This is a genomic window from Streptomyces sp. NPDC026673 (genome assembly GCF_040638135.1).
Taxonomy (GTDB): domain Bacteria; phylum Actinomycetota; class Actinomycetes; order Streptomycetales; family Streptomycetaceae; genus Actinacidiphila.
In genome coordinates, this window is record NZ_JBEZXR010000007.1 from 111213 (window position 1) to 132852 (window position 21640).

Sequence of the window (21640 nt, forward strand, 5' to 3'; positions counted from 1 at the left end):
ACGTAAGAGCCCACAGCCCACTGTGGCAATACCGGCGCCGTTACTCAACGAAGCCGATCAGATTTCGCGGTCGGACAGACCCGCTCGGCGCAGCGCGGCGGCCACGTCGCGGCGCTTGGACACCGACACCAGGCCCGCCGCGTCCAGGAGCGGGCCGACGAGGTCCTGGCGCTCGTACGCGACCCCGGCCGCCGACTCCGGGCTGCGGGCGCGGACGAGGGCGACCAGCAGACTCAGCGCGCCGTCCCGATGGCCGGCGTCGCAGAGGGCGGCGGCGGTCCCGGCGATCTCGGCGGCCGGGCGGGCGGCCGCCTGGTGCAGCAGGGTCCGGCTGTCGTCGCCCCGGCCGGCGGAGTCCAGGGCGGTCGCGGCGGCCGCCAGACGCTGCGGGGGCTGGGCGGCCAGTTCCCACAGCAGGGTGGCCACGTCCGCGGCCAGTCCCGACCGCTCCAGCGCGGCCGCGAGCTCGGGGACGTCCTGCGGCGGGCCCGCCACGGCCTCGCTCATCAGGACGTAGGCCTCGCCGGTGCGGCCGGTGCGCCGCAACTCGGCCATGCGTGCCGCGGTCGCCCGTGCGGCCTCCCTGCGGGCGTGCTCCTGACCGGCGTCCGCGCGCCCGTGCTCGGCGTCCCCGGCGCGGGGGGCGCGGGAGGCGTCCTGCCCGGTCGCACCCGCGAAGCGCGCTCCCCGGGGGCCGGGGGCGCCTGCGGGATCCTCCGCCGCGACGACGGGCGGTACGACCGCGTCCGGCTCGGGTGCCCCGGCGAACCGGGCACCCCCGTAGCGCGCGCCGCCGCGGGGGCGTTCCCTGCGGGCACGGCCGAAGGGGCGTTGGGCCGTCCGGGCCTCGGCGGGGGCGCCCTCGCCGGGGCCGGTTGGGGCGGCCGGGGCGTCGTCCCCGGGGCGGGGTGGCGCGGCTGGGGCGCGGGGCGGCGGCACGCGAGGGGCAGGGTTCCCCGCCGGGCGGAACCATGCGTCGGGGACGGCCGGTCGGGACCGGACCGTGTCGAGCCGGTCCTGGAGCTCGGCACAGCGTGCGACGGCCCGTTCCCGGTCGTCGCGGGCCCAGGCGAGGTCGTTGGCGAGGCGCTCCGCCTCGGCGGCGGTGGCGGCACCGCGCAGGGCCTCCGTGACCTCGCGTTCGCGCAGCACCGTGTACTGCCGTTCGCGGAGCATGGCGTCGAGCCGTGAGCGCAGCGCCGTCTCGGCGCCCGGCGCGGCGTCATGGGCGGCGATCGCGGCGGCGTGGAGCCGCCGGGCGGGCGCGACCGCCTCGTTCCCCGGGTGGGCGCCTCGTGCGGCGGCGGCGTCATGGAGCAGGGCGTGGACGACGTCCCAGGGCGGGACGTCGGCGCCGTCGAGGTAGGCGCGTACGCCGTCGGGATCGCGTTCGGCGAAGACCGCGTACCAGCCGGGCGTATCGCCCGCCGCCGCGACAAGTCCTCGCAGGTACCGGGCGAACTCGCTTAAGTCCCCGATGCTGTGGCTGCGCGCCCCGCGTTCCACTGTCGCTCCTCCCTGTCCGCCGCCGGGCGGCGGAAGCGTGTGGTCCGCCTGGCATTCGACACCAGTCGTGTTACGGGAGCGCTACGGAGAGTTTTCACGTCGGATGCGGAGGCCGCACGGGCGCCCGGACCCGGCGCGGAGGCGCGGGGGCGCGCCCCCGCGCCACGGCCGTCTCGGGAAGGGCCCCACGACGCTCAGGCCTGGACTGTCTCCGGGTGATGACGGCGGTAATGGCGGGCGACGCGGGCGCGGTTGCCGCAGGACGGCTTGCACCATTCCTGACGGCCGTGGGATTTGACGAAGTACCGCACACACCGGGGCGCGGCGCAGGCGCGGAGCCGGTCGCGCTGCGGTCCGGTCAGGAAGTCGACCGCGGCGCGGGCGAGTTCGGCGACGATCCCGGCGGCGGGGCCGGCGGGGTCCCGCTCGGGAACCAACCGGGCGACGGGAGCGGCCCCCGCCGCCCAATCGAGGCGGGGGACGACGGGCACCCGTGCCGCGGCGGCGTTGAGGTGCGCGATGGCCTCCTCGGCGGGCATGAGGCGGTGGGCGTCGGCGGAGCTGGGCTGTCCAGGCGCGACGGCACGGGCGAACAGCGCGCGTACGGCGCGGCGGAGGACGAGGACGTCGGCCAGCACGGCGTCCTCCGCCACAAAGTCGCCCGCCTCGGCCAGATGCCCACGGACCCACGCGGTCAGCGCGGCGGCGTCGCCGAGGTCGTCGGCGACGCCGCCCTCGCCGTCATGCCGGATCGTGCTCGCCAGTTCCAGGGCCAGGTAGCGCTCCACGGCGCCCCTCCTCTTGATCGTCAGCCGTTCGCACTCTATCGTTCTAATGCTTGAAGTTACATTAAGCATTACATCTGGAGGGGAGCGGCCCATGCTGCTGGCTCATATCAGCGACCTGCATCTCGACGGCACCGAACGCTCGACGGAGCGGGCCACCCGCGTCATGACGTATCTGCGCGGGCTCCCCACGGCGCCGGACGCGCTCCTGGTCACCGGGGACATCGCCGACCACGGCGCGCCGGCCGAGTACGAGGAGGCCGCCCGCATCCTGGAGGCGCCGTTCCCGGTGCTGCCGTGCCCCGGCAACCACGACCGGCGCGCCGCCTACCGCAAGGCGCTGCTCGGCGAGGCCGAGGCCGGCGGACCGGTGAACCGGGCGCATCTCGTCGCCGGGACGGCGGTCCTGATGTGCGACTCGACGATCCCGGGCGAGGACGACGGCCTCCTGGACGAGGAGACCCTGGCGTGGCTGTCCGCGACGCTGGGCGGCCTGACCCCCGGCACCCCCGCACTGGTGGCCTTCCACCACCCGCCCGTAGCCCTCCACCATCCGCTGCCCGACGGCTACCGGCTCGGCCGGGCCGGGGCCCTGGAGGACCTCCTCGCGTCCCACCCCGAAGTGGTCGCCGTCCTGACCGGGCACGCGCACACGCCCGCCGCCACGACCTTCGCCGGACGGCCGCTGATCGCCGCACCGGGGGTGACGTGGACGCTGCGCATGCCGTGGGAGGGCGAGCCGGACGGCTCCGTGGCCGACCGGACGGCGCCGCCCGGCGTCGCCTTCCATGTGCTGGACGACGAGCGGCGCCTGACGACCCATTACCGCGTGGTGCTCTGAACCACCATCGCCGAACCGCCGCCGCGGCGCACCGGCTCGGCGGCGGCGAGCCAGCGGCCGTCCGGCAGTCGCTGGACACCGGTGACGGCACCGATCTCGCCCGCGTCGGCGAAGCTGTGCCCGATGTCCTTCAGCTCCGCCGCCACGTCTTCGGCGAGGAAGGCCGGCTCGACCTGGGTGGCCGCGGCGTTGCGCTGGCTGGCCCGCGGCGCGGCGATCGCGTCCACCAGCGGCATCCCGCGGTCGACGTGCTCGGTCAGCACCTGCAGCACGGTGGTGATGATCGTCGCCCCACCCGGCGATCCGAGTGCGAAGTCCGCACGGCCGTCCTTCAGCACGATCGTCGGCGACATCGAGGAGCGCGGCCGCTTCCCGGGGCCGGGCAGATTCGGGTCGTGGACGGTGGCACTGGCCGGGACGAACGAGAAGTCGGTCAGCTCGTTGTTGAGCAGGAAACCACGTCCGGGGACGGTGATGGCACTGCCGCCGGTCTGCTCGATGGTCAGCGTGTACGAGACGACGTTGCCCCACTTGTCGGCGACCGTGAGATGCGTGGTGCTGTCGCCCTCGTAGGTCGTCGGGGCGGCCTTGCCGCCGGTGGCGCAGCGCGCCGGGTGGGCCGGGTCGCCCGGGGCGACCGGGCTGGTCAGCACCGCGTCGTCCTTGATCAGGCAGGCGCGGGAGTCGGCGAACGACTGGGACAGCAGCCCCGCGGTAGGGACCTTCTCGAAGGCCGGGTCGCCGACCCAGCGGCCGCGGTCGGCGAAGGAGATCCGGCTCGCCTCGAGGAAGCGGTGCAGATACTGCGCCTCGGACAGCCGGGAGAGCCTGCCGGTCCGCTCCAGGATGTTCAGCGCCTCGCCGACCGTGGTGCCGCCGGAGGAGGAGGGCGCCATGCCGTAGACGTCCAGCCCGCGGTACGAGACGCGGGTCGGACTCTGGGGTTTGGCCTTGTAGGCCTTCAGGTCCGCCGACGTGAGGTCGCCGGCCCGCACGACCCGGGTCGCCGCCGGGTCCACCGGGGGTTTGCGTACGGTGTTGACGATGTCGGCGCCTATGCCTCCGGCATAGACGGCGGAGACGCCCTTGCGGCCCAGCTCGGCGTAGGTACGGGCGAGGTCGGGATTCTTGAGGGTGGAGCCGACGACGGGCAACTGCCCGCCGGGCAGGAAGAGCGCGGCGGTGGCCGGGAAGTCCTTGAAACGTGCCTGGTTCGCCTCCGTCTGGCTGCGGAAGGTGGCGTCCACGGTGAAGCCGTCGCGCGCGATGCGCTCGGCGGGGCGCAGCACATCGTGCAGGCTGCGGCTGCCCCACGATCGCAGGGCGGCGTCCCAGGTCGCGGGCGTGCCGGGGACACCGACGCTCAGTCCGCTGGTGACGGCGTCGCCGAACGGGAGGGGCTGACCGTTCTCGACGAAGAGCTTGTCGGTGGCGCTCCTGGGGGCCGTCTCGCGGCCGTCGATCGTGAACACCTTGCGCTGCTTGGCGTTGTAGTAGACGAAGTAGCCACCGCCGCCGATGCCCGAGGAGTACGGCTCGGTGACGCCCAGGGCAGCCGCGGTGGCGACCGCGGCGTCCACGGCGTTCCCTCCGCGCCGCAGCACCTCGATGCCGGCGGCGGACGCGTCGGCGTCGACGCTGGAGACCGCGCCTCCGTAGCCGACGGCGCGCGGGACCTTGGCCGGTGCCGCGTCATGGTCCGCCGCCGGTCTGAACGGGGCGGCGGCCACCGACAACGCGGCGGTGGCGGTTACGGTGAGCAGCGACAGACTCCGTACAGCGTGACGACGCATACGTGGACCTCCACTGGGGCGACCGTGCGGGCAGCGTAACTCCACCCCGCCTTCCTCGTCAGGAACGCCTCAACTACCATCCCGCCCCATGAGCGACGACGTGCGCAACATCGTCCTGGGACTGGCCGCCAGCGGTATCAGCGCTGCGCTGGGCTGGTTCGTCCGCGCCTATCTGTGGCGGCGCGGGCTCCGCCGCAAACAGCGCTTCTTCGGACTGCCCACCGGCTCCGAGTGCCTCATGGTGGTCAACCGCGACCCGGGCGCGACACGGGGGTGGAGTGTGGCGCGCCACGACGTCTTCGCCCTGATCGAACTGTCCGCGCTGATCAAGGAGTGCGGGGCGCACGCCGAGATCCTGCCGCACGACACCGCCTGGCAGGGCTTCGGCGCCCGCACGGAGTTCTGCGTCGGCGGCCCGATATCCAATCACCGTATGGCCGCCCATCTGCGGTCCATGCTCCCCGGGTTCGAGGTCAACGACTTCACCGGACCGAAGGAGGACCAGGGCGCGTTGAAGGTGGGCGGTGACACCTACCGCATGGACAAGGGCAAGGTGGAGTACGTGCTCCTTGCCCGGCTGGCCGCCGACGAGAACACCGGGAACAGCCGCCCGGTCTTCCTCGCCTCCGGCCAGCGCGGGGTCAACAACCAGGCGGCCGTCCGCTACCTGGCCCGCCACCATCTGCGGCTGTCCCGCAAGTACGGCGTGGACAGCACCTTCTGCCTGCTCCTGAAGGTGATCAACTCCGAAGCCTACGGACCGGACGTGGTGGAGGTGGTCGCCGACGTGACCCGCGACGCCAGGACCCCCGTCAGCCGCCCGGTGACCGTCGCGGCGGAATGACGGCCCCGGACCGGACGGGCGGCCGCGGGGGCGTGGACTCCCGCGGCCCGTTCATATGCGACCGCGTACGCACAGCCGGTCCAGGACCGCGGCGGCCATGGCCCGCTCGCCCAAGGCGTTGGGATGGGCGGGCGCGGCCGGCGCGGCGGGAGTGAGCGGCTCGATCCAGCGGACGCCGGGCGCGGTGCACATGTCGTGACCGACGGTCGGTGTGTACGTGTCGACGTACATCGCGTGCGCCGCCTTCGCGCGCCGCGCCAGCATGGCGTTGAGCCGCTTCTCGGTGTCCCGGAGGTAGGCGAAGTCCCCGTCGGCGAAGGGGACGGCCGGGCGGCAGCCGACGCCGCTGTCCGGGAGCAGGGCCGGATACCCGACCACCACCACGCGGGCCCGTGGCGCGCGATGGCTAATGGCGCGCAGCACGGCGTCGATCTTCGGGGCCGTCGCCTCCACCGCCGCCCGCAACTGGTCGGTGCCGCCCGTCGTGTAGTACCTCTCGCAGGGATTGCCGACCGGGTCCGCGGCGGCGGCACCGGCGCAGGTGCGGATGATGCTGCCGAAGCCGATGTCGTTGCCGCCGATCTGCAGGGTGACCAGCGAGGTGCGCCGGTTCAAGGCGTCCAGTTGCGGCGGGTTGCCGCCCTGCGCCTTCCACATCTCGGCGGTGGTGGCCCCGCCGCAGCTCACGTCGGTGAGCGTGGTGCCTCTGAGCCGCTGCGCCACCAGCGAGGGGTAGTTCTGGTTCGAGCGGGCGCAATTCGCGTCCACCTGCTCGGGGATGAGCGGTCCCGAGGTGTACGAATCGCCGAGCGCGACATACGCGTCCCGATGACCCTGGCCGTGGCCGGGGCTGTGGCCGTCACGCGTGTGAGCGGCGGCCGGAACCGCGCTCACGGCGGCGAGCACAAGTGCGGCCGAGGCCGCGGCCGTTCCCAGGATCGATGCACGTCCGACACCCATCGGGCCCTCCCCCTGTCGACGCTGACGGGTTCAGATTCGGCGCCTCGTGTGGGCCAAGTCAATGGATGTGCCGAAAGTTCGCTCGATGGACTGACGTTCCCTCAGTTCCGGGCAATCGTTACCGGTGCGTAACATGCAGACGTATTACCCGCGGTAAGCAGCCCTGGTTACTCTCCAGTCACTTTGTCCCGGGGACACCAGGAGCCGCCATGAGAACGCCTCGCACCGCGGCGGGTACGTTTTCCGCCGTCCTGCTCGCCACCACCGCACTGGGCATCGCGGCACCCGCCGCGCACGCGACACCCGTCACCGGCTCGAGCTCCACGGCCTCGGCGGCCGGCACCTCCTCCGCTCCGTCCTTCCGCTTCGTCGACATCCCGGGAGCCGAAGGGATCACCCTCAAGGGGAACGTCTTCACCCCTTCGGGCGATGACGGGTATGAGCGCCATCCCGCCGTCGTCCTCCCCAGCAGCTGGGGCCTGAACGACCTGGAGTACCTGGCGCAGGCCCAGAAGCTCGCCGACTCGGGTTACGTCGTGGTGAGTTACACCGCGCGCGGCTTCTACCTGTCCGGCGGGAGGATCGACGTCGCCGGACCGCTCGACGTCGCGGACATCTCCAAGGTCATCGACTGGACCCTCGCCAACACGCCCGCCGACCCCGAGCGGATCGGCATGGCGGGCGTCTCCTACGGCGCCGGGCTGACCCTCATGGGCGCGGCGCACGACCCACGCGTCAAGGCGGTCGCCGCGCTCAGCGGCTGGGCCGACCTCACCGAGTCGATCTACGGCGGCCGCACCCAGCACCTGCAGTCCTCCCTGCTGCTCGGCGCCGCCGGCTACCTCACCGGCCGGCCGAGCGCCGAGTTCCAGCAGGTGCTCACCGACTTCCTGGCCTCCAACTACGACCAGGAGGACGAGCTCATCGCCTGGGGCAAGGTGCGCTCGCCCGCCACCTACCTGGACCGGATCAACGCCAACGGCACCGCCGTCATGCTCGCCAACGCCTGGGGCGACACCATCTTCCCGCCCAACCAGCTCGCGTCGTTCTACGACCGGCTGAGCGTCCCCAAGCGCCTGGAGTTCCGTCCCGGCGACCACGCGACGCCCGAGATCACCGGTCTGTTCGGCCTCCCCAACGACGTCTGGTCCGACACCCGGCGCTGGCTGGACCACCATCTCAAGGGCGAGGACAACGGCATCGACGGGGAACAGCCCGTCCGGCTCGCCTCGCGCAGCGGCGGCGCGTACGAGGGGTACGACAGCTGGTCGGGCGTCCCCTCGGCCACCCGGAAGCTGTCACTGGACAGCACCCGCCGCATCACCGCGAACGTCGACTCCGGCGCGGACGGCGGCATCATCTTCCTGTCCTCGCTGGCCGACCAGCTCGCCCGGACGCCGCCCATCGTCTCCGTGCCGCTGCTGCCGCGCGCCTTCGCCGCGGTCTGGAAGAGCCCGCGGTACGAGACATCGCAGCAGGTCCGCGGCACCCCCGTGCTGCACACCACGGTGACGCCCTCCGCCGCACGGGGCACCTTCATCGCCTACCTGTACGACGTGAACGCGCTCGGCATCGGGAAGCTGGTCACCCACGCCCCGTACACCTTCACCGACCGCACCCCGGGGAACCCCTTCGGAGTGGACCTGCAGCTGTACTCCACCGCCTACGACCTCCCCGCCGGGCACCGGCTCGCCGTGGTCGTCGACACCGTCGACCCCCTCTACATCGAGCACAACCCGGCCTTCTCCGGGCTCACGCTCTCCTCCCCGGCGGCGGACCCGTCGTGGCTCTCCGTGCCGCTTCGCCGACCGTCACTCCCGTAGCGTGCGTACCTCGGTACGCAGCCGTGGCCTGCGTACCTAACGTCATGCCAGGAGCGGGAGAGAGGACAGCGGGGATGGCCGAACCGGCGCCGGTGTACCAGTGGATCGCCGACGACCTCATGCGGCGGATCGACGAGGGACTCCTCAAGCCCGAATCCCGCATCCCCTCCCGCTCCCGGCTCAAGGAGGCCTACCGGGCGAGCGACCAGACCGTGGACCGGGCCGTGCGGGTGCTGAAGGCGGCGGGTTACGTCGAGGGGCAGTTCGGCCGCGGGGTGTTCGTGGTCGACCGGTCCGACCGCGGGACGCTGGACCGCAGCACGGGCGCCGTCGACTCGCCCTTCGCCGCACGGGTGGCCGGCGACGGCACCGCGGTGGACTGGGAGGCCTCCACCGTCACCACGTCCGCCCCGCCGGCCATCGCCGAGCGGCTGGGCATCGCCACCGGCGACCCGGTGGTGACGACCCGGTACGAGTACCTGGCGAACCGCCGGCCCGTGCAGCTCGCGACCAGCTGGGAGCCGCTGGCCATCACCGACGGCACGGATGTGACGCTCCCCGAGCGCGGCCCCTACGCCCGCCGGGGAGTCCGCGGGCGGCTCGCCGCGATCGGCGTCCGCGTGGTGCGGGCCCATGAGGTGGTGGAGTCCCGGCCCGCCACCGGCTGGGAGGCGCAGACGCTCGGTTGCGCGCACGGCCAGTGCGTGACGGCGGTGCAACGGACGTACTTCGACGCGGACGACCGTGCCGTGGAGACCTCGGACACGGTGATCCGCGCCGACCGCTGGCGGCTCGAGTACCGCATCGACTTCTCGTCCTGACCGGGTCGCGCGCCGGCCGGACGCCGAGGCCCCGGAGCCTTTGGACGGTGTGCCTCCCGGCATCCCCGAGGACGCGTCGGCCCAGCGCCGCCGGCGTGCCGTTCCGCAGCACCTCACGCATCCGTGCCACCGGCCGGCGTGGCGCCGCGCCGGGATGACGGGATGGGCTGTGTGCCGGCTAGCGGCCTCCGGCGGCGGCGCCCGCGTGGCCCTCGCCCAGCACCCGGCCGACCAGCGCGTCGCGGTCAGCCTTGGGGATGGCGGTCCAGCGCGTACCGCGGATCGCGCCCTCGAGGGCGAGCAGGGTGTGGGTGCAGGCGTCCTCGGGGAGCCCTTCCCGAATCATCGCGAAGGCCCCTCCGGATCCGAGGCGGCGCAGCTCGTCGGCGTCCGGCACACCGGCGCGGCGGAGGCGCTCGGCCAGTACCGCTCCGATGTTGGGCATCTGCTGCAGGGAGTCCATGGCTCCATCATGCACCTCCCGACGCTCCGTCAGACGGCGATCTCGGCCCAGACACGCTTGCCGCCCGGCAGCAGTTCCGTCCCCCAGCGGTGGCTCAGGGCGGAAACCACCTGAAGACCCCGGGTGCTCCCGGTGGTGTCGGGGACCCGACCGGTCAGCACCAGACAGGGCGGCGTGCGCGATCCGTCGCGCACCGACAGGTGAACCAGCGTCAGCCGCTGCCACAGCGTGATGCCCACGCGGCGGCCCCCGGCGTGCCGCACGGCGTTGGAGACCAGCTCCGCCAGCACGACGCCCGCGGTGTCGAGCAGATGACCGAGCCCCCACGCCTCCAGAGTCGACGCGAGGATGCGGCGCGCCCGGGCGGGCGCCCATACGTCGGCGGGCAGGAAGACCTCGCCCAGCAGGACGGTGGCGGGTGGCCCCGCGACGGGTTCGCTCACCGGATCGTGGGTAAGGAGGGTATCCGGGGGCGACTCGTCGCCCGCACCGCCGTCGTCGCCGGGGGCGACGCGCGGGAGCGGGGGCCCGGCGGCCAGGTTGTCCCACATGTGACCACCTCACAGGTGTCGTAGGTGGCGCCGAGCATTCCCGCGAAGCACCCGTGCACGCGATACCCCCGCGCTATTCTCACCACGACATACCCGCTGGTAACGCCGGTGGACCGCCGGCGTGGACGGGAGTCGTGGATGTCGGGACCGGGTTCTGGCGATGCCGTCGAGATCCCCGCGTGGGCCTGGGAGCGCGAGGACATACGGGAGGCCCTGCGCGCCCGGGACGCCGGGGCGATCCTGCGCTTCGCGCAGCAGTACGGGGGCGCGAGCCAGTCGCGCATCGCGGCGGCGACGGGCCTGCTGCAGGGCCGGGTCAACGAGATCGTGCGGGGCCGCCGTTCGGTCGTGCGGTTCGACGTGTTCGAGCGGATCGCGCAGGGGCTGCGCATGCCGGACCACGCGCGGATGCTCATGGGGCTCGCGCCGAGGCGCGTCCGCTCCTACGGAGCGCGGGACCTGATGGACCATCCGCAGGTGGCGGCGGTGGCGCTGACCAAGCCCGAGGCGGCGGCGGAGATCCGCGAGGTGGCGGCGAGCGCCGAGACGGTGGACGTGGTGGGGGTGCGGGCGCTGGGGATGGTCGCGCTCGGCGACTCGCTGCTGCGCGGACCGCTGACCCGCGCGGGCCGGCCCGGCGCCGCCCGTATGCGGTTGTTGTTGCTGCACCCGGAGAGCCCGGCGGTCGCCCGGATCGCGGAGGAGGTGGGCGAGACGCCTCGCTTCTTCGCCTCGAGCCTGCGCTTCGCGGAGGACATGCTCGGTGCGCTCGCCGAAGAAGGAACGATTCAGCTCGAGGTCTACCGCTATCGCACCGCGCCCGTGTGGCGGCTGGTGCGGCTGGACGGCGCCACCTTCGTCTCGGTCATCGGGCCTCCCGCGGACCCGCGCGGTTCGCTGGTCTACCGGCTCTCCACCACACCGCCCGGCTCACTGCTCTACGGCTTCGACCGCTGGTTCCAGGGCATGCTGGGCGAGGCCGAACGCGTCATCTGATACGCGGCGCTCAGACCTCGGACGCCTCGGCGTAGACCTGGGACAGCTCCGGTGTACCGCTCTCGGCCCACTCGTGGCCGGCCTCGACGACGTCGAGTTCGCGACCGGAGGCCAGCAGGACGACGGGCCTGCCGTTGGGCCAGATCTGCCAGGTCGCGCCCGCGACGGTACGCACGACCACCGTCCCGAGGTAGAGCCCGGCGTCGTTGCCGAGCCACGACAGCTCGTCCGGGTCGTCGCGCCAGCGTGGCACCAATTGGTCGAGGCGCTCCAGGGAACCGGCGGTGTCGTCCAGTTCCACCCCCTCGGCCTCGGCCCTGGCGCGCAGCAGCTCGCACTCCGAGAGCAGTTGGGCGACCCCTTCCGGATCCTCGGCGAGGGACTCCGGTACGGCCGCGCCGCGGACCTCGCCATACCGTTTGCGCCATCTGTCCAGGAAGGAGATGCCCATGGGCGTCAGCCTATGGCGTAGGCCTTCCGCAGCGTCTCGTGGACGGTCCATGTCGTGCGGTCTCCTTCACGGAGGACGCAGACGGCGCCCGGGCCCAGCTCCAGGGTCGGTCCGCCCTTCACCTCGACGGTGGCCCGCCCGCTGACGACCACGAACATCTCGTCCGCCTCGGTGTCGGTCACCACGCCCGGGGTGATCTGCCAGATTCCCCTCGTACGGGTGCCGTCGGACGACCGCCACAGCACCTTTCCGGTGACCTCCGGGGAACCGGAGACGATCTGACCCGGGTCCAGGGGTTCGGGTTCCAGCACGGTGGCGGCGACATCGGCGGAGAAGCTCGTCATGGCCGGAGCGTACGCGCGGGCGTATGCCGGCGGTAACGACACGTTGTATACGTTCCGTTGCCGCACAATACGTAACGTAAGGCTGCCCGGGGTGAGAAGGGCCATGGGATGCGGGATGAACGGGAAGCCGCGGCACGGGCGGCGGACCGCGCCTGGCGGTTGCTGGAGGAGCTGGCGGAACGGGCGCCGGAGACGGTGCGGCTGTCCCCCGGCGCGGACGACGCCGAGGTGGCCGCGTGGGGCGTGCCGCTGCCCGGGGACGTACGGCAGCTGGTCGGCAGGGTGCGGTCGATCCGCATCGGCGGACTGGAGGAGTACCGGCTGGCCCCGGAGCGCGGACTGAACCCGGGCGGGTGGGCCGTGGGGCCGCCCGGTTCCGCGCATCTGCTCCACGAGTCGGACGGGGACGCGCTCTTCGTCGACGTGGACACGGGCACCGGCGCCTGGGGCCGGGTGTTCGCCGCGACCGGGGTCTTCCAGGACACCTGGGCGTATGTGGCGCCGTCACTGGTCGACTGGGTCACCATGCTGGCCGGCGCGGGGCTGGCCGCCCTGGAGCGCCCGGGGACGGAGCCCGAGCCCGCGGACGGGACGGGGCCGGACCGCACCGGCGTGCTGGAGCGGCTCGCCGAGACCTCGCACGTCTTCTCCTACCGGCCCGACCTGCGCGGCACGCCGGTGGGGCGGGCCCGTCCGGGTGCCGACCCGGAACTGGCCGGCGTGCTGGCCGGTCTGCCCGACGAGGCCGTGGTGGTGGACCTGCGCGAGGTGCAGCATCCGGTCACCCTGCACCTGCCCTGTCCGCCGGGGCTGCGCGGCTACGTCGAGTTCCAGCGCAGGGTGGGCGGGCGCTTCGCGGTGGGCCTCCCCCGGACCGGTCAGACGTCGAGGTCGACCACGACGGGGGCGTGGTCGGAGGCGCCCTTGCCCTTGCGCTCCTCGCGGTCGACGTAGGCGTCGCCGACGGCCTTGGTGAAGGACTGGTTCGCGTAGACCAGGTCGATCCGCATGCCGCGGTTCTTGGGGAAGGCCAGCTGGCGGTAGTCCCAGTAGGTGTAGGGACGGTCGTACTTCAGCGGGCGGGGCACCACGTCGCTCAGCCCGGCCGCGCGCAGATGCGTCAGCGCCTCCCGCTCGGCGGGGGTGACATGGGTCATCCCCTCGAAGACCGCCGGGTCCCACACGTCCTCGTCGGTGGGCGCCACGTTGTAGTCGCCGAGCACCGCGAAGGGGCGCTCGCCCGTCGCGTCGTCGGCGATCGCCGTGCGCAGGGCCTCGAACCAGCGCAGCTTGTACGCGAAGTGCTCGTGTCCGACCTCGCGGCCGTTGGGCACGTACACCGACCAGACGCGGACCGGGCCGCAGGTGGCCGAGACCGCGCGGGGCTCGTCGACCTCCTCGTACAGAGGGCCGCCGGGCAGGCCGACGACCACGTCCTCGAGCCCGACCTTGGAGAGCAGGGCGACGCCGTTCCAGCGGCCGGTGGCGTTGACGGCCGTCTCGTAGCCGAGGGCGCGCAGCTCATCGAACGGGAACTGCGCCTCGGCGCACTTGGTCTCCTGGATGCACAGCACGTCCGGGCTGTTCTTCTCCAGCCAGGCGAGCAGCCGCGGCAGGCGGGCGGTGATCGAGTTGACGTTCCACGTGGCGATGCGCATGCACCCGAATGTACCGTCCGCCTCCGACAGCCGGCCCCGGGGCGTGATCCGGGGCCGTTCGCGGCGGGCCCTTCAGCCCAGGTCGGTGCTGTCGCCGGGGGCCAGCCGGCCGTGCTCCGCGCCGGCCACACCGGGGCCGTCGGGGCCGAGCAGCCGGTCGTAGACGGTGCGGGCGAGGTCGCTGAGCAGGCCGTCGTGGACGTCGATGGCGCGGGCCGGCTTCAGCTCGCGGAGGTAGTCGATGACCTCGGAGACCTTGCTCCAGGGGGCGTGCACCGGCAGCAGCAGCGTCTCGACGGGGCGGCCTGGCACGGTGAGCGCGTCACCCGGATGGAAGACGGAGCCGTCCACGAGGAAGCCCACGTTGGTGATGCGCGGGATGTCGGGGTGGATCACGGCGTGCATCTGGCCGTGCACCTCGACATCGAAGCCGGCCGCGCTGAAGGTGTCGCCCTCCCCCACGGTGTGGACCCGGCCCGGGAAAGCGGCCGACACCTGGTCGGCGACACTCTTCAGGGTCCAGATCTCGGCGGCGGGGTTGGCCTCCAGAGCCGCGCGCAGCTGCTGCTCGCTGAAGTGGTCGGCGTGCTCGTGCGTGACGAGCACCGCCTCCGCCCCCGCCGCCGCTTCCGGCTCGGTGAACGCTCCGGGATCGATGACGAGCGCGCGCCCGTCCTTCTCCAGCCGGACGCAGGCGTGGCCCCTCTTCGTCAACTTCATGACTCTCCTCCGGAGCGGTGATCCTTTGTAGGGCCATCATGGCCGAGGCCGCGCGCCCCCCACACGCCGCAGACGGGTGGAGATGCCAATGGGCTGACGGGACCGCGGGGCGCGCGGACTCACTCCCGGGGCCGGGTCTCCTCCCGGATGACACGCCGCGCCACCGCGAAGGCGGAGTTCGCGGCGGGCACGCCGCAGTAGACCGCGGTGTGCAGCAGCACCTCCTCGATCTCGGCCGGGGTGAGGCCACCGCGCAGCGCGGCCCGGGTGTGCGAGGCCAGTTCGCCGTGGTGACCGCCCGCGACGAGCGCGGTCAGGGTGATCACGCTGCGGGTCCGCCGGTCGAGCCCCGGCCGGTTCCAGACCTCGCCCCAGGCGTAGCGGGTGACGAACTCCTCGAAGTCCCCGGCGAAACCCTCCGCTTCCTCCGCCGTCCGGTCGACGTGCGCGTCGCCCAGGAGCTCGCGGCGGGTGCGCTCGCCCTCCGTGTACGGGTCGGGGCGGAGGGCCGCGGTGTCGGCGGGATGCCCCGGCGCGGGCGGCACAGGGGCCGCCACCGGCTCGGGATCGAAAGCGGCGGGGGCGGGGGCGGGGGGCGGCACGGGGACGGCGACCGCGAAGTGCTGCTCGGTCCAGGTCGCCTCGAAGTGGCGTACGAGGAGCTCGCCGACGGCGGCGGGCTGCTCGACCGGCACCAGGTGCGACGCGCCGGGGACGACCGCGAGCCGCGCGTCCGGGATGCCGGCGACCAGGGCCCTGGCGTCGGCGGGCGGCGTCACCTGGTCCTCGGCGCCGCCCAGGACCAGGGTCGGCACGGCGATCCCGCCCAGTTCGGCGCGGGCGTCATGTGCGGCCAGCGCCTCGCAGGCGGCGATGTAGCACTCGGGGTCGACGGCGCGGGCCATCTGCACGGCCCAGTCCACGATGGCCGGCTGGGCGGCCTGGAAGGCGGGGGCGAACCAGCGTTCCGGCGCGCTGCGGGCGATCTGCTCCAGGCCGTTCGCGCGGACGACCACCCCGAGCTGCCGCCACGCGTCGGGCGTTCCGAAGCGGGCGGCCGAGGAGATCAGCGCGAGCGAGGCCAGTCGCTGCGGAGCGCGCAGCGCGAGCCGGGTGCCGATGGCACCGCCGAAGGCGCATCCCGCGTAGCCGAAGCGCTCGACTCCGGCCTCGTCCAGGGTGCGCAGCAGGCGGTCGGCGAGTTCGTCGGTGGACGCCGCGGGGTCGGCAGGGGCTCCGCCGTGTCCGGGGAGGTCGTAGCGCAGGACTCTCCAGTGCCGGGTCAGCTCGGGTATCTGCCGGTCCCACATGTGCCATGTCGTGCCCAGTGATGGGCCGAGGACCAGGACCGGGGCGTCCTGCGGGCCGTCGAAGCGGTGCTGGAGGGGCTTGGGGGTCTGCTCGTCGCTCACTCGCTCCACGCTATCGAGGCGCTCCGGGGCGCGGACGACCGGGCCCGGGGCGAACGGCGCGGGCCTGTCTGCGGCGCCGCTGGCGCCGGTCAGCGGAAGTTTATCGTGGACACGACATAGACCACGGGGTGGTCGGCGTTGGAGAAGTCGACCGTGATGTTGTGGTCCGGCTTGTCGCCGTGCTGCTTGAGCTTGAGGCCGGCCCACCGGCGGTCCCGGCCGAAGGTCCAGCGCACCGTGCGGGCCTGCTTCCGGCTCACGGTCACCTGGCCGTCCCGGAGGGCGGAACGGCTCGTGCCCACCTGGGCGAGGAAGGTGTCGAGGCCCCCCTGGTTGGTGCGGAATTGCACGTAGAAGGAGCTGGCCGCCCAGTTGTTGGTCTCCAGGTAGGCCACCGGCGTCGAACCGGACGGGATCGGCACCTCGTAGATGCGCCGCTGCAGCTTGGTGGGCCACAGGTACGTGAGCGTGGTCACGGCCGCCTGCTGCTGCTTCTCCTCGCCGCTGTCCCTGCTCTGCTCGGCCGAGATGATGACGTACCCGATGGGCACCAGGATCAGCAGCGGGACGACCGTCCACTGCACCCAGCGCGGCGGTTTCCTCGGGGGCATGGCACTCACTTGCCGACAACCTTCGCGTAGCGCTCGTACCGCTCGACCCGCCGCCGGTTGGCCCGCCGGAAGCGGCGCGCGACCAGCCGCGCCAGATCCGCGGCGCCGACCATCCCGGCCTCGGGGCCGAGCTGCGCCTTGACGATACGCGCCTCCGGCCGGTAGCCGCGCCCGGTCAGATGGCGCCGGAAGGCGTCCCGGGCCGGGGCGATCAGCAGGTCGTCCGCGGCGCTGACGCCGCCGCCGATGACGAAGCAGGAAGGATCCAGGGCGGCGGCGAGATTGGCGATGCCCACGCCCAGCCACTGGCCGATGTCCTGGAAGAGCTCGATGCACATCGCATCACCCTCACGGGCGAGCTCCGTGATGAGCGGCCCGGTGATCTCCCGCACCTGGCCGTCGACCCGGTCGATGATCCCGTACGCGACCGGGGAGTCCGCCGCCGCCAGCTCGCGTGCCTCGCGCACCAGGGCGTTGCCGGAGCTGTACTGCTCCCAGCAGCCGCGGTTGCCGCAGGCGCAGCGGTGCCCGCCGGGCACGACCTGCATATGGCCGAACTCGCCGGCCACGCCATAGCGGCCGCGCTTGACGTGGCCTTCCTCCAGGATGGCGCCGCCGATCCCGGTACCCAGCGTGATCATCACGAGGTCGCTCTCGCCGCGGCCGGCGCCGAAGCGCCACTCCGCCCAGGCGGCGGTGTTGGCGTCGTTGTCCACCATGACGGGGACCCGGAGGCGTTCGGTGAGACGGGCCTTCAACGGCTCGTCACGCCAGGACAGGTGGGGGGCGAAGAGCACCCGGGAGCGGTCCTCGTCGACCCAGCCGGCCGCCCCGATGCCGACGGCGTGCACGTCGTGGCGCTCGGACAGGTCGAGGACGAGCTCGGTGATCGTGTCCTCGACCACCTTGGGGCTCTTGCTCTTGTCCGGCGTCTCCGTGCGCAGCTTCTCCAGGATGTTGCCGTCCGCGTCCACGACACCGGCCATCACCTTGGTGCCGCCGATGTCGATGCCGACGGTGGGGACGCGGGGCGCGGTGAGGTGCGAACGGCGCTCCCGGCGGCCCACCGTGCTGAGGAGCGTGGAACTGCTGGAGGAGCGGGCGGCACCGCGGTACATGCTCATCGGTTCACCCCCATGGTTCCGATCCCGGACTCGGTCCCGAACTGCTGCTCGGTCGTCGCTCGCAAGGCTCGTCATCTCCGGGGTCGGGGGCGTTTCTCCGAGTGATTCTAAGTGCCGGGGGTTACGGGGGCGCGGCCCGCCGTCCGGGACGGACGCACGCTCGGGCAGGTCGGCGGGCGGACGGGTGGGCGGCGGGAGCCACCCACCCGGTGTCACCCGGCGGGGCGGCGCAATTCGTGGGCGAGGGTTTCGAGGTCCGTGCCGCCGGCCATCTCGCGGGTGAGTTCGTCCACCGTGATGCCGTCCTTGGTGTACGAGCCGGTCATCGTGCCGCGGCGGAGGAGGACGAAGCGGTCGCCGACGAGGTGGGCGTGGTGCGGGTTGTGCGTGATGAGGACCACGCCGAGCCCCGCGTCCCGAGCCGCCGCCACGTACTTCAGGACGACGCCGGACTGGCGGACGCCGAGCGCCGCCGTGGGCTCGTCGAGGATGAGCACCTTGGCCCCGAAGTGCACGGCCCTGGCGATGGCCACACACTGCCGCTGCCCGCCCGACAGGGTGCCGATGGGCTGGTCCACGTCGCGCAGGTCGATGCCCATGTCGCGCAGCGCCGAGCGCGTGGTCTCGCGCATCGTCGCCACGTCCAGGCGCTTGAAGGGGCCGCGGCCCTTCCTCGGCTCGGAGCCCAGGAAGAAGTTCCGCCACACCGGCATCAGGGGCACGACGGCGAGGTCCTGGTAGACGGTGGCGATGCCGTGGTCGAGGGCCTCGCGGGGGGACGCGTGGCGCACGGGCGCGCCCTCGATCTCGTAGGTGCCCGCGTCGTGCTGGTGCAGCCCCGCGATGATCTTGATCAAGGTGGACTTGCCGGCGCCGTTGTCACCGAGGACGCAGGTGATCTCCCCCGCGTGCACCTCCAGGGAGACGCCTTCCAGGGCGCGCACGTGGCCGTACGCCTTGCTGACGTCGGTCAGCTTCACCAGGGCCGTCACTTCACCGCCTCCGCCCTCTTGCGCACCCAGGCGTTGAGCAGCGTGGCCAGCAGCAGCATGGCGCCCAGGAAGAACTTGAACCAGTCGGGATTCCACTCGGCGTAGACGATGCCCTTGCTCGTCATGCCGAAGATGAAGGCGCCGACCGCCGAGCCGATCGCGGAGCCGTAGCCACCGGTCATCAGGCACCCGCCGATGACGGCGGCGATGATGTACAGGAACTCGTTGCCGACGCCCTCTCCCGACTGCACGACGTCGAAGGAGAACAGCAGGTGCTGCCCGGAGATCCAGGCGCACAGGGCGACCGCCATGTACAGGCCCGTCTTCGTGCGGGTGACGGGGACGCCCACCGCCCGGGCCGCCTCGGGGCCGCCGCCGGACGCGAAGATCCAGTTGCCGGCGCGGGTGCGCAGCAGGACCCAGGTGGCGACGGCGACCAGGGCGATCCACCACAGGATGGTGACCTGGAGGTCGACGTCGCCGATGGTCAGGTGCGAGGCGAACAGCGCACGCGCCGAGGGGAAGCCCTCCATGTCGGCGATGGACTTGGTGCTGACCGTGCCGTCGATGAGCTTGGTGAAGCCCAGGTTCAGGCCGGTGAGCATCAGGAAGGTGCCCAGCGTGATGATGAAGCTCGGCAGCTTCGTGCGGGCGAGCATGATCCCGTTGAGGAAGCCGATCGCCAGGGTGACGAGGAGCGAGACGCCGACACCGACCCAGACGTTCGCCGTCATCTGGTAGCTGAACATCGACGACACCAGGGCGGAGGACGTGACGAGCACGCCCGCCGACAGGTCGAACTCGCCGCCGATCATCAGCAGGGCCACCGGCACCGCCATGATCCCGATGGTGGACGCCGCGTACAGAACGGTGCCGATGCTGGCCGGCCGCAGAAAGGCGTCGGCCGTCACGGAGAAGAAGACGAAGACGGCCACCGCGCCGACGACCGCGCCCAGCTCGGGGCGGCCGAACAGGCGGTGGGTGAGTCTCCGCTGCGCCAGGACGCCGTCCGTGGTCATCGGGTGCCCCGCTTCGCGTAGTCCTTCAGCGCCGCCGCGTCGTCCTTGGTGACGATCTGCGGGCCGGTGAGGACGGGCCGGCCGCCGCCCAGGACGTCGGCGTTGTAGCGGTACAGCCACAGCAGGTCGACGGCCTCGTAGCCCTGCAGATACGGCTGCTGGTCGACGGCGAAGCCGATGGTGCCGGCTTCGAGGGCGCCGGCGACCTGGCCGTTGAGGTCGAAGGTGTCGACCTCCGCCTGGCTGCCCGCCTGCGCCTTCGCCTTGACGGCGGTGGCCGCGTAGGGCGCGCCGAGGGTCACGACGGCGTCGATGGAACGGTCGGACTCGAGCTTGGCCTGGAGGGCGGACTGGACGTCGGGCATGTTGGTGCCGTTGACGTAGAGGTTCTCCGTCGTGCCCTTGAAGGTGTTCTTCACGCCCGCGCAGCGCTGCTCGTGGCCGACGTTGCCCTGCTCGTGCAGGACGCACAGGGCGTGCTTCTTCCCGCGTGACGTGAGCTCGTCGCCCACCGCCTCGCCGGCGATGGTCTCGTCCTGGCCGATGTGGGCCAGGGCGCCGTACTCCTTGGACTGGGCGGAGCCGGAATTGATGGTGATAACCGGAATGCCCGCCTTCTCCGCCTTCAGGACGACGTCCTTCATCGCCTCGGGCTTGGCGAGCGTGACGATCAGGCCGTCGACCTTCTGGTCGATGGCCGTCTGCACCAGCTGTGCCTGGTCCTTGCCCTGGTCGCTGTTGGAGTACAGGAACTTGATGTTGTCCTTGGCCGCTGCCTGGCGGGCGCCCTTCTGGACGATGTCCCAGAAGCTGTCGCCGGCGCCGGAGTGGGTGACCATGGCGACCGTCCACCTCGGCGTGTTCACGGCCGAGCCGTTGGCCTGCGCCTCCTTGGCCCGCTGCTCCGCGCGCAGACCTCCGGTGCTGCTGCAGCCCGCCAGCGCGATACCAACGATGACCGTCAGTAGCGCCCCGAGCGCACGCCTTCCCCTGATCGCGCTGTCCACGTCGTGCCTCTCCCTGCGGGTCTTGGAACCGACCAAGTATCCGTCACAAGGAGCGATGCTTGCGGAAGGGGGTGTTCCGGGGCCCCTCAGGCCCGCACGAGGAGCTGGAACTCGAAGGCGTAGCGGGAGGCGCGGTAGATGTGCGTGCCGTACTCCACGGCGCGTCCGGTGTCGTCGTACGTCGTCCGGCTCATGGTGAGCAGGGCGGCGCCGGGGTCCTCGGCGAGCAGTTCGCCCTCCGCCTCGGTGGCGCAGCGGGCGCCGACCGACTGCCGGGCGCTGTGCAGGGTGATCCCGGCGGCGCGCATCATGCGGTACAGCCCGGTGGACTCCAGCCTGGCGTTGTCGAGGCCGAGCAGACCGGGCGGCAGGTAGTTGCACATGTGGGCCATCGGCTCGCCGTGGGTGAAGCGCAGTCGCTGGAGGACGACGACGTCGCTGCCCTCGGCGACACCGAGGGCGGCGGCGACCTCGGCGGACGCGGGTTCCGTCTCGTTGCGCAGCACCCGGGTGGCGGGGCTCTGGCCGGCGGCCTGGAGGTCGTCGAAGAGGCTGCTCAGTTCCAGGGGCCGCTTGACCTGGCTGTGCACGACCTGGGTGCCCACACCGCGGCGGCGCACCAGCAGTCCCTTGTCGACCAGGGACTGGATGGCCTGGCGGACGGTCGGCCGGGAGAGGCCGAGCCGTCCGGCGAGTTCGATCTCGTTGCCGAGCAGGCTGCCGGGGGCGAGCCTGCCGTGCTCGATGGCGCCTTCCAGCTGCTGGGCGAGCTGGTAGTACAGCGGCACCGGACTGGAGCGGTCCACCTCGAACTCGAGCGGCGCGGACTCTGCTTTGGACACAGGGGGAGCGTATCCGCCGGTCTCGATCTCAGGAAACTCTGACATCACATTGTCCGAACATTTGAGTCCACGCCTTC

The 21640-nt window shown here is 72.5% G+C and carries 23 protein-coding genes; 6 read left to right on the top strand and 17 right to left on the bottom strand.

Features of this window, described 5'->3' with window-relative positions; translation table 11 throughout:
- Positions 1–57: 57 nt before the first annotated feature.
- The gene (locus AB0F62_RS08340) at positions 58–1506 is read right to left on the bottom strand and encodes a hypothetical protein (RefSeq protein ID WP_361793738.1); all 1449 of its coding nucleotides are present in this window, start codon (positions 1504–1506) and stop codon (positions 58–60) included.
- A gap of 194 nt (positions 1507–1700) precedes the next feature.
- The gene (locus tag AB0F62_RS08345) at positions 1701–2294 is read right to left on the bottom strand and encodes a CGNR zinc finger domain-containing protein (protein ID WP_361793741.1); all 594 of its coding nucleotides are present in this window, start codon (positions 2292–2294) and stop codon (positions 1701–1703) included.
- 91 nt (positions 2295–2385) lie between these two features.
- On the opposite strand from AB0F62_RS08345, the gene AB0F62_RS08350 reads away from it, so the two are divergent.
- The gene (locus AB0F62_RS08350; protein ID WP_361793744.1) at positions 2386–3132 is read left to right on the top strand and encodes a phosphodiesterase; all 747 of its coding nucleotides are present in this window, start codon (positions 2386–2388) and stop codon (positions 3130–3132) included.
- On the opposite strand, the gene ggt is transcribed toward AB0F62_RS08350, so the two are convergent.
- A complete protein-coding gene (gene ggt / locus AB0F62_RS08355) occupies positions 3114–4925 on the bottom strand; it encodes a gamma-glutamyltransferase (RefSeq protein WP_361793747.1) in 1812 nt (603 codons plus the stop codon). The genes AB0F62_RS08350 and ggt overlap by 19 nt on opposite strands.
- An 88-nt stretch (positions 4926–5013) precedes the next feature.
- Between ggt and AB0F62_RS08360 the strand changes: the two genes are divergently transcribed.
- The gene (locus AB0F62_RS08360; RefSeq protein ID WP_361793750.1) at positions 5014–5769 is read left to right on the top strand and encodes a hypothetical protein; all 756 of its coding nucleotides are present in this window, start codon (positions 5014–5016) and stop codon (positions 5767–5769) included.
- Positions 5770–5820: 51 nt separating this feature from the next.
- Here AB0F62_RS08360 and AB0F62_RS08365 read toward each other — a convergent pair whose 3' ends face one another.
- Positions 5821–6729 carry an SGNH/GDSL hydrolase family protein gene (locus AB0F62_RS08365; RefSeq protein ID WP_361793753.1) on the bottom strand — a complete coding sequence of 303 codons (909 nt, stop codon included), beginning with the start codon at positions 6727–6729 and terminating at the stop codon, positions 5821–5823.
- A 209-nt stretch (positions 6730–6938) separates the two neighbouring features.
- On the opposite strand from AB0F62_RS08365, the gene AB0F62_RS08370 reads away from it, so the two are divergent.
- Both AB0F62_RS08370 and AB0F62_RS08375 read left to right on the top strand, forming a co-directional pair.
- Positions 6939–8552, top strand: a complete 1614-nt coding sequence (locus AB0F62_RS08370) for a CocE/NonD family hydrolase (RefSeq protein WP_361793756.1) — start codon at positions 6939–6941, stop codon at positions 8550–8552.
- 74 nt (positions 8553–8626) lie between these two features.
- Positions 8627–9373: a GntR family transcriptional regulator gene (locus AB0F62_RS08375; protein WP_361793759.1), complete on the top strand. Its 747-nt coding sequence runs from the start codon at positions 8627–8629 to the stop codon at positions 9371–9373.
- A gap of 178 nt (positions 9374–9551) precedes the next feature.
- Here AB0F62_RS08375 and AB0F62_RS08380 read toward each other — a convergent pair whose 3' ends face one another.
- Both AB0F62_RS08380 and AB0F62_RS08385 read right to left on the bottom strand, forming a co-directional pair.
- Positions 9552–9836, bottom strand: a complete 285-nt coding sequence (locus tag AB0F62_RS08380) for a TfoX/Sxy family DNA transformation protein (RefSeq protein WP_361793762.1) — start codon at positions 9834–9836, stop codon at positions 9552–9554.
- Positions 9837–9865: 29 nt separating this feature from the next.
- Positions 9866–10387, bottom strand: a complete 522-nt coding sequence (locus AB0F62_RS08385) for an ATP-binding protein (RefSeq protein WP_361793764.1) — start codon at positions 10385–10387, stop codon at positions 9866–9868.
- 138 nt (positions 10388–10525) lie between these two features.
- Between AB0F62_RS08385 and AB0F62_RS08390 the strand changes: the two genes are divergently transcribed.
- The gene (locus tag AB0F62_RS08390; protein ID WP_361793767.1) at positions 10526–11383 is read left to right on the top strand and encodes a helix-turn-helix domain-containing protein; all 858 of its coding nucleotides are present in this window, start codon (positions 10526–10528) and stop codon (positions 11381–11383) included.
- A 10-nt stretch (positions 11384–11393) separates the two neighbouring features.
- On the opposite strand, the gene AB0F62_RS08395 is transcribed toward AB0F62_RS08390, so the two are convergent.
- Together AB0F62_RS08395 and AB0F62_RS08400 are read right to left on the bottom strand one after the other, a co-directional pair.
- Positions 11394–11834: a DUF6278 family protein gene (locus AB0F62_RS08395; RefSeq protein WP_361793770.1), complete on the bottom strand. Its 441-nt coding sequence runs from the start codon at positions 11832–11834 to the stop codon at positions 11394–11396.
- A gap of 5 nt (positions 11835–11839) precedes the next feature.
- The gene (locus AB0F62_RS08400) at positions 11840–12178 is read right to left on the bottom strand and encodes a cupin domain-containing protein (RefSeq protein ID WP_361793773.1); all 339 of its coding nucleotides are present in this window, start codon (positions 12176–12178) and stop codon (positions 11840–11842) included.
- A 108-nt stretch (positions 12179–12286) separates the two neighbouring features.
- Here AB0F62_RS08400 and AB0F62_RS08405 point away from each other — a divergent pair, with 108 nt between their 5' ends.
- The gene (locus AB0F62_RS08405) at positions 12287–13132 is read left to right on the top strand and encodes a hypothetical protein (RefSeq protein ID WP_361793776.1); all 846 of its coding nucleotides are present in this window, start codon (positions 12287–12289) and stop codon (positions 13130–13132) included.
- On the opposite strand, the gene AB0F62_RS08410 is transcribed toward AB0F62_RS08405, so the two are convergent.
- From AB0F62_RS08410 to AB0F62_RS08450, 9 genes are all read right to left on the bottom strand, one after another.
- A complete protein-coding gene (locus AB0F62_RS08410; protein WP_361793779.1) occupies positions 13057–13836 on the bottom strand; it encodes an exodeoxyribonuclease III in 780 nt (259 codons plus the stop codon). The genes AB0F62_RS08405 and AB0F62_RS08410 overlap by 76 nt on opposite strands.
- A gap of 72 nt (positions 13837–13908) precedes the next feature.
- Positions 13909–14556 (bottom strand): MBL fold metallo-hydrolase, encoded by a 648-nt coding sequence (locus tag AB0F62_RS08415; protein ID WP_361793782.1) that lies wholly within the window; start codon positions 14554–14556, stop codon positions 13909–13911.
- A 119-nt stretch (positions 14557–14675) separates the two neighbouring features.
- Positions 14676–15968 carry an alpha/beta fold hydrolase gene (locus tag AB0F62_RS08420; protein ID WP_361793785.1) on the bottom strand — a complete coding sequence of 431 codons (1293 nt, stop codon included), beginning with the start codon at positions 15966–15968 and terminating at the stop codon, positions 14676–14678.
- Between the two features lie 89 nt (positions 15969–16057).
- Positions 16058–16579 carry a hypothetical protein gene (locus tag AB0F62_RS08425; protein ID WP_361794028.1) on the bottom strand — a complete coding sequence of 174 codons (522 nt, stop codon included), beginning with the start codon at positions 16577–16579 and terminating at the stop codon, positions 16058–16060.
- Positions 16580–16584: 5 nt separating this feature from the next.
- Positions 16585–17703, bottom strand: a complete 1119-nt coding sequence (locus tag AB0F62_RS08430; protein WP_361793788.1) for an ROK family glucokinase — start codon at positions 17701–17703, stop codon at positions 16585–16587.
- Positions 17704–17915: 212 nt separating this feature from the next.
- Complete coding sequence (locus tag AB0F62_RS08435; RefSeq protein ID WP_361793791.1) at positions 17916–18695, bottom strand: ATP-binding cassette domain-containing protein; 780 nt, start codon at positions 18693–18695, stop codon at positions 17916–17918.
- Positions 18692–19714, bottom strand: coding sequence for an ABC transporter permease (locus tag AB0F62_RS08440; RefSeq protein WP_361793794.1), 1023 nt, complete (start codon positions 19712–19714; stop codon positions 18692–18694). Before AB0F62_RS08440 ends, AB0F62_RS08435 begins: the two co-directional genes overlap by 4 nt.
- Positions 19711–20721, bottom strand: a complete 1011-nt coding sequence (locus AB0F62_RS08445; protein WP_361793797.1) for a sugar ABC transporter substrate-binding protein — start codon at positions 20719–20721, stop codon at positions 19711–19713. Before AB0F62_RS08445 ends, AB0F62_RS08440 begins: the two co-directional genes overlap by 4 nt.
- Positions 20722–20807: 86 nt before the next feature.
- Entirely contained in the window at positions 20808–21563 is a 756-nt protein-coding gene (locus AB0F62_RS08450; RefSeq protein WP_361793800.1) for a GntR family transcriptional regulator, read from the bottom strand.
- Positions 21564–21640 lie beyond the last annotated feature (77 nt).

Bases quoted from the DNA above. Each gene is read 5' to 3' on its own strand.
- AB0F62_RS08400 (WP_361793773.1), bottom strand. From the start codon at position 12,178: ATGACGAGCTTCTCCGCCGATGTCGCCGCCACCGTGCTGGAACCCGAA.
- AB0F62_RS08425 (WP_361794028.1), bottom strand. From the start codon at position 16,579: ATGCCCCCGAGGAAACCGCCGCGCTGGGTGCAGTGGACGGTCGTCCCG.
- AB0F62_RS08440 (WP_361793794.1), bottom strand. From the start codon at position 19,714: ATGACCACGGACGGCGTCCTGGCGCAGCGGAGACTCACCCACCGCCTG.
- AB0F62_RS08415 (WP_361793782.1), bottom strand. From the start codon at position 14,556: ATGAAGTTGACGAAGAGGGGCCACGCCTGCGTCCGGCTGGAGAAGGAC.
- AB0F62_RS08390 (WP_361793767.1), top strand. From the start codon at position 10,526: ATGTCGGGACCGGGTTCTGGCGATGCCGTCGAGATCCCCGCGTGGGCC.
- ggt (WP_361793747.1), bottom strand. From the start codon at position 4,925: ATGCGTCGTCACGCTGTACGGAGTCTGTCGCTGCTCACCGTAACCGCC.
- AB0F62_RS08375 (WP_361793759.1), top strand. From the start codon at position 8,627: ATGGCCGAACCGGCGCCGGTGTACCAGTGGATCGCCGACGACCTCATG.
- AB0F62_RS08405 (WP_361793776.1), top strand. From the start codon at position 12,287: ATGCGGGATGAACGGGAAGCCGCGGCACGGGCGGCGGACCGCGCCTGG.
- AB0F62_RS08360 (WP_361793750.1), top strand. From the start codon at position 5,014: ATGAGCGACGACGTGCGCAACATCGTCCTGGGACTGGCCGCCAGCGGT.
- AB0F62_RS08370 (WP_361793756.1), top strand. From the start codon at position 6,939: ATGAGAACGCCTCGCACCGCGGCGGGTACGTTTTCCGCCGTCCTGCTC.
- AB0F62_RS08385 (WP_361793764.1), bottom strand. From the start codon at position 10,387: ATGTGGGACAACCTGGCCGCCGGGCCCCCGCTCCCGCGCGTCGCCCCC.
- AB0F62_RS08410 (WP_361793779.1), bottom strand. From the start codon at position 13,836: ATGCGCATCGCCACGTGGAACGTCAACTCGATCACCGCCCGCCTGCCG.
- AB0F62_RS08395 (WP_361793770.1), bottom strand. From the start codon at position 11,834: ATGGGCATCTCCTTCCTGGACAGATGGCGCAAACGGTATGGCGAGGTC.
- AB0F62_RS08380 (WP_361793762.1), bottom strand. From the start codon at position 9,836: ATGGACTCCCTGCAGCAGATGCCCAACATCGGAGCGGTACTGGCCGAG.
- AB0F62_RS08350 (WP_361793744.1), top strand. From the start codon at position 2,386: ATGCTGCTGGCTCATATCAGCGACCTGCATCTCGACGGCACCGAACGC.
- AB0F62_RS08365 (WP_361793753.1), bottom strand. From the start codon at position 6,729: ATGGGTGTCGGACGTGCATCGATCCTGGGAACGGCCGCGGCCTCGGCC.
- AB0F62_RS08430 (WP_361793788.1), bottom strand. From the start codon at position 17,703: ATGAGCATGTACCGCGGTGCCGCCCGCTCCTCCAGCAGTTCCACGCTC.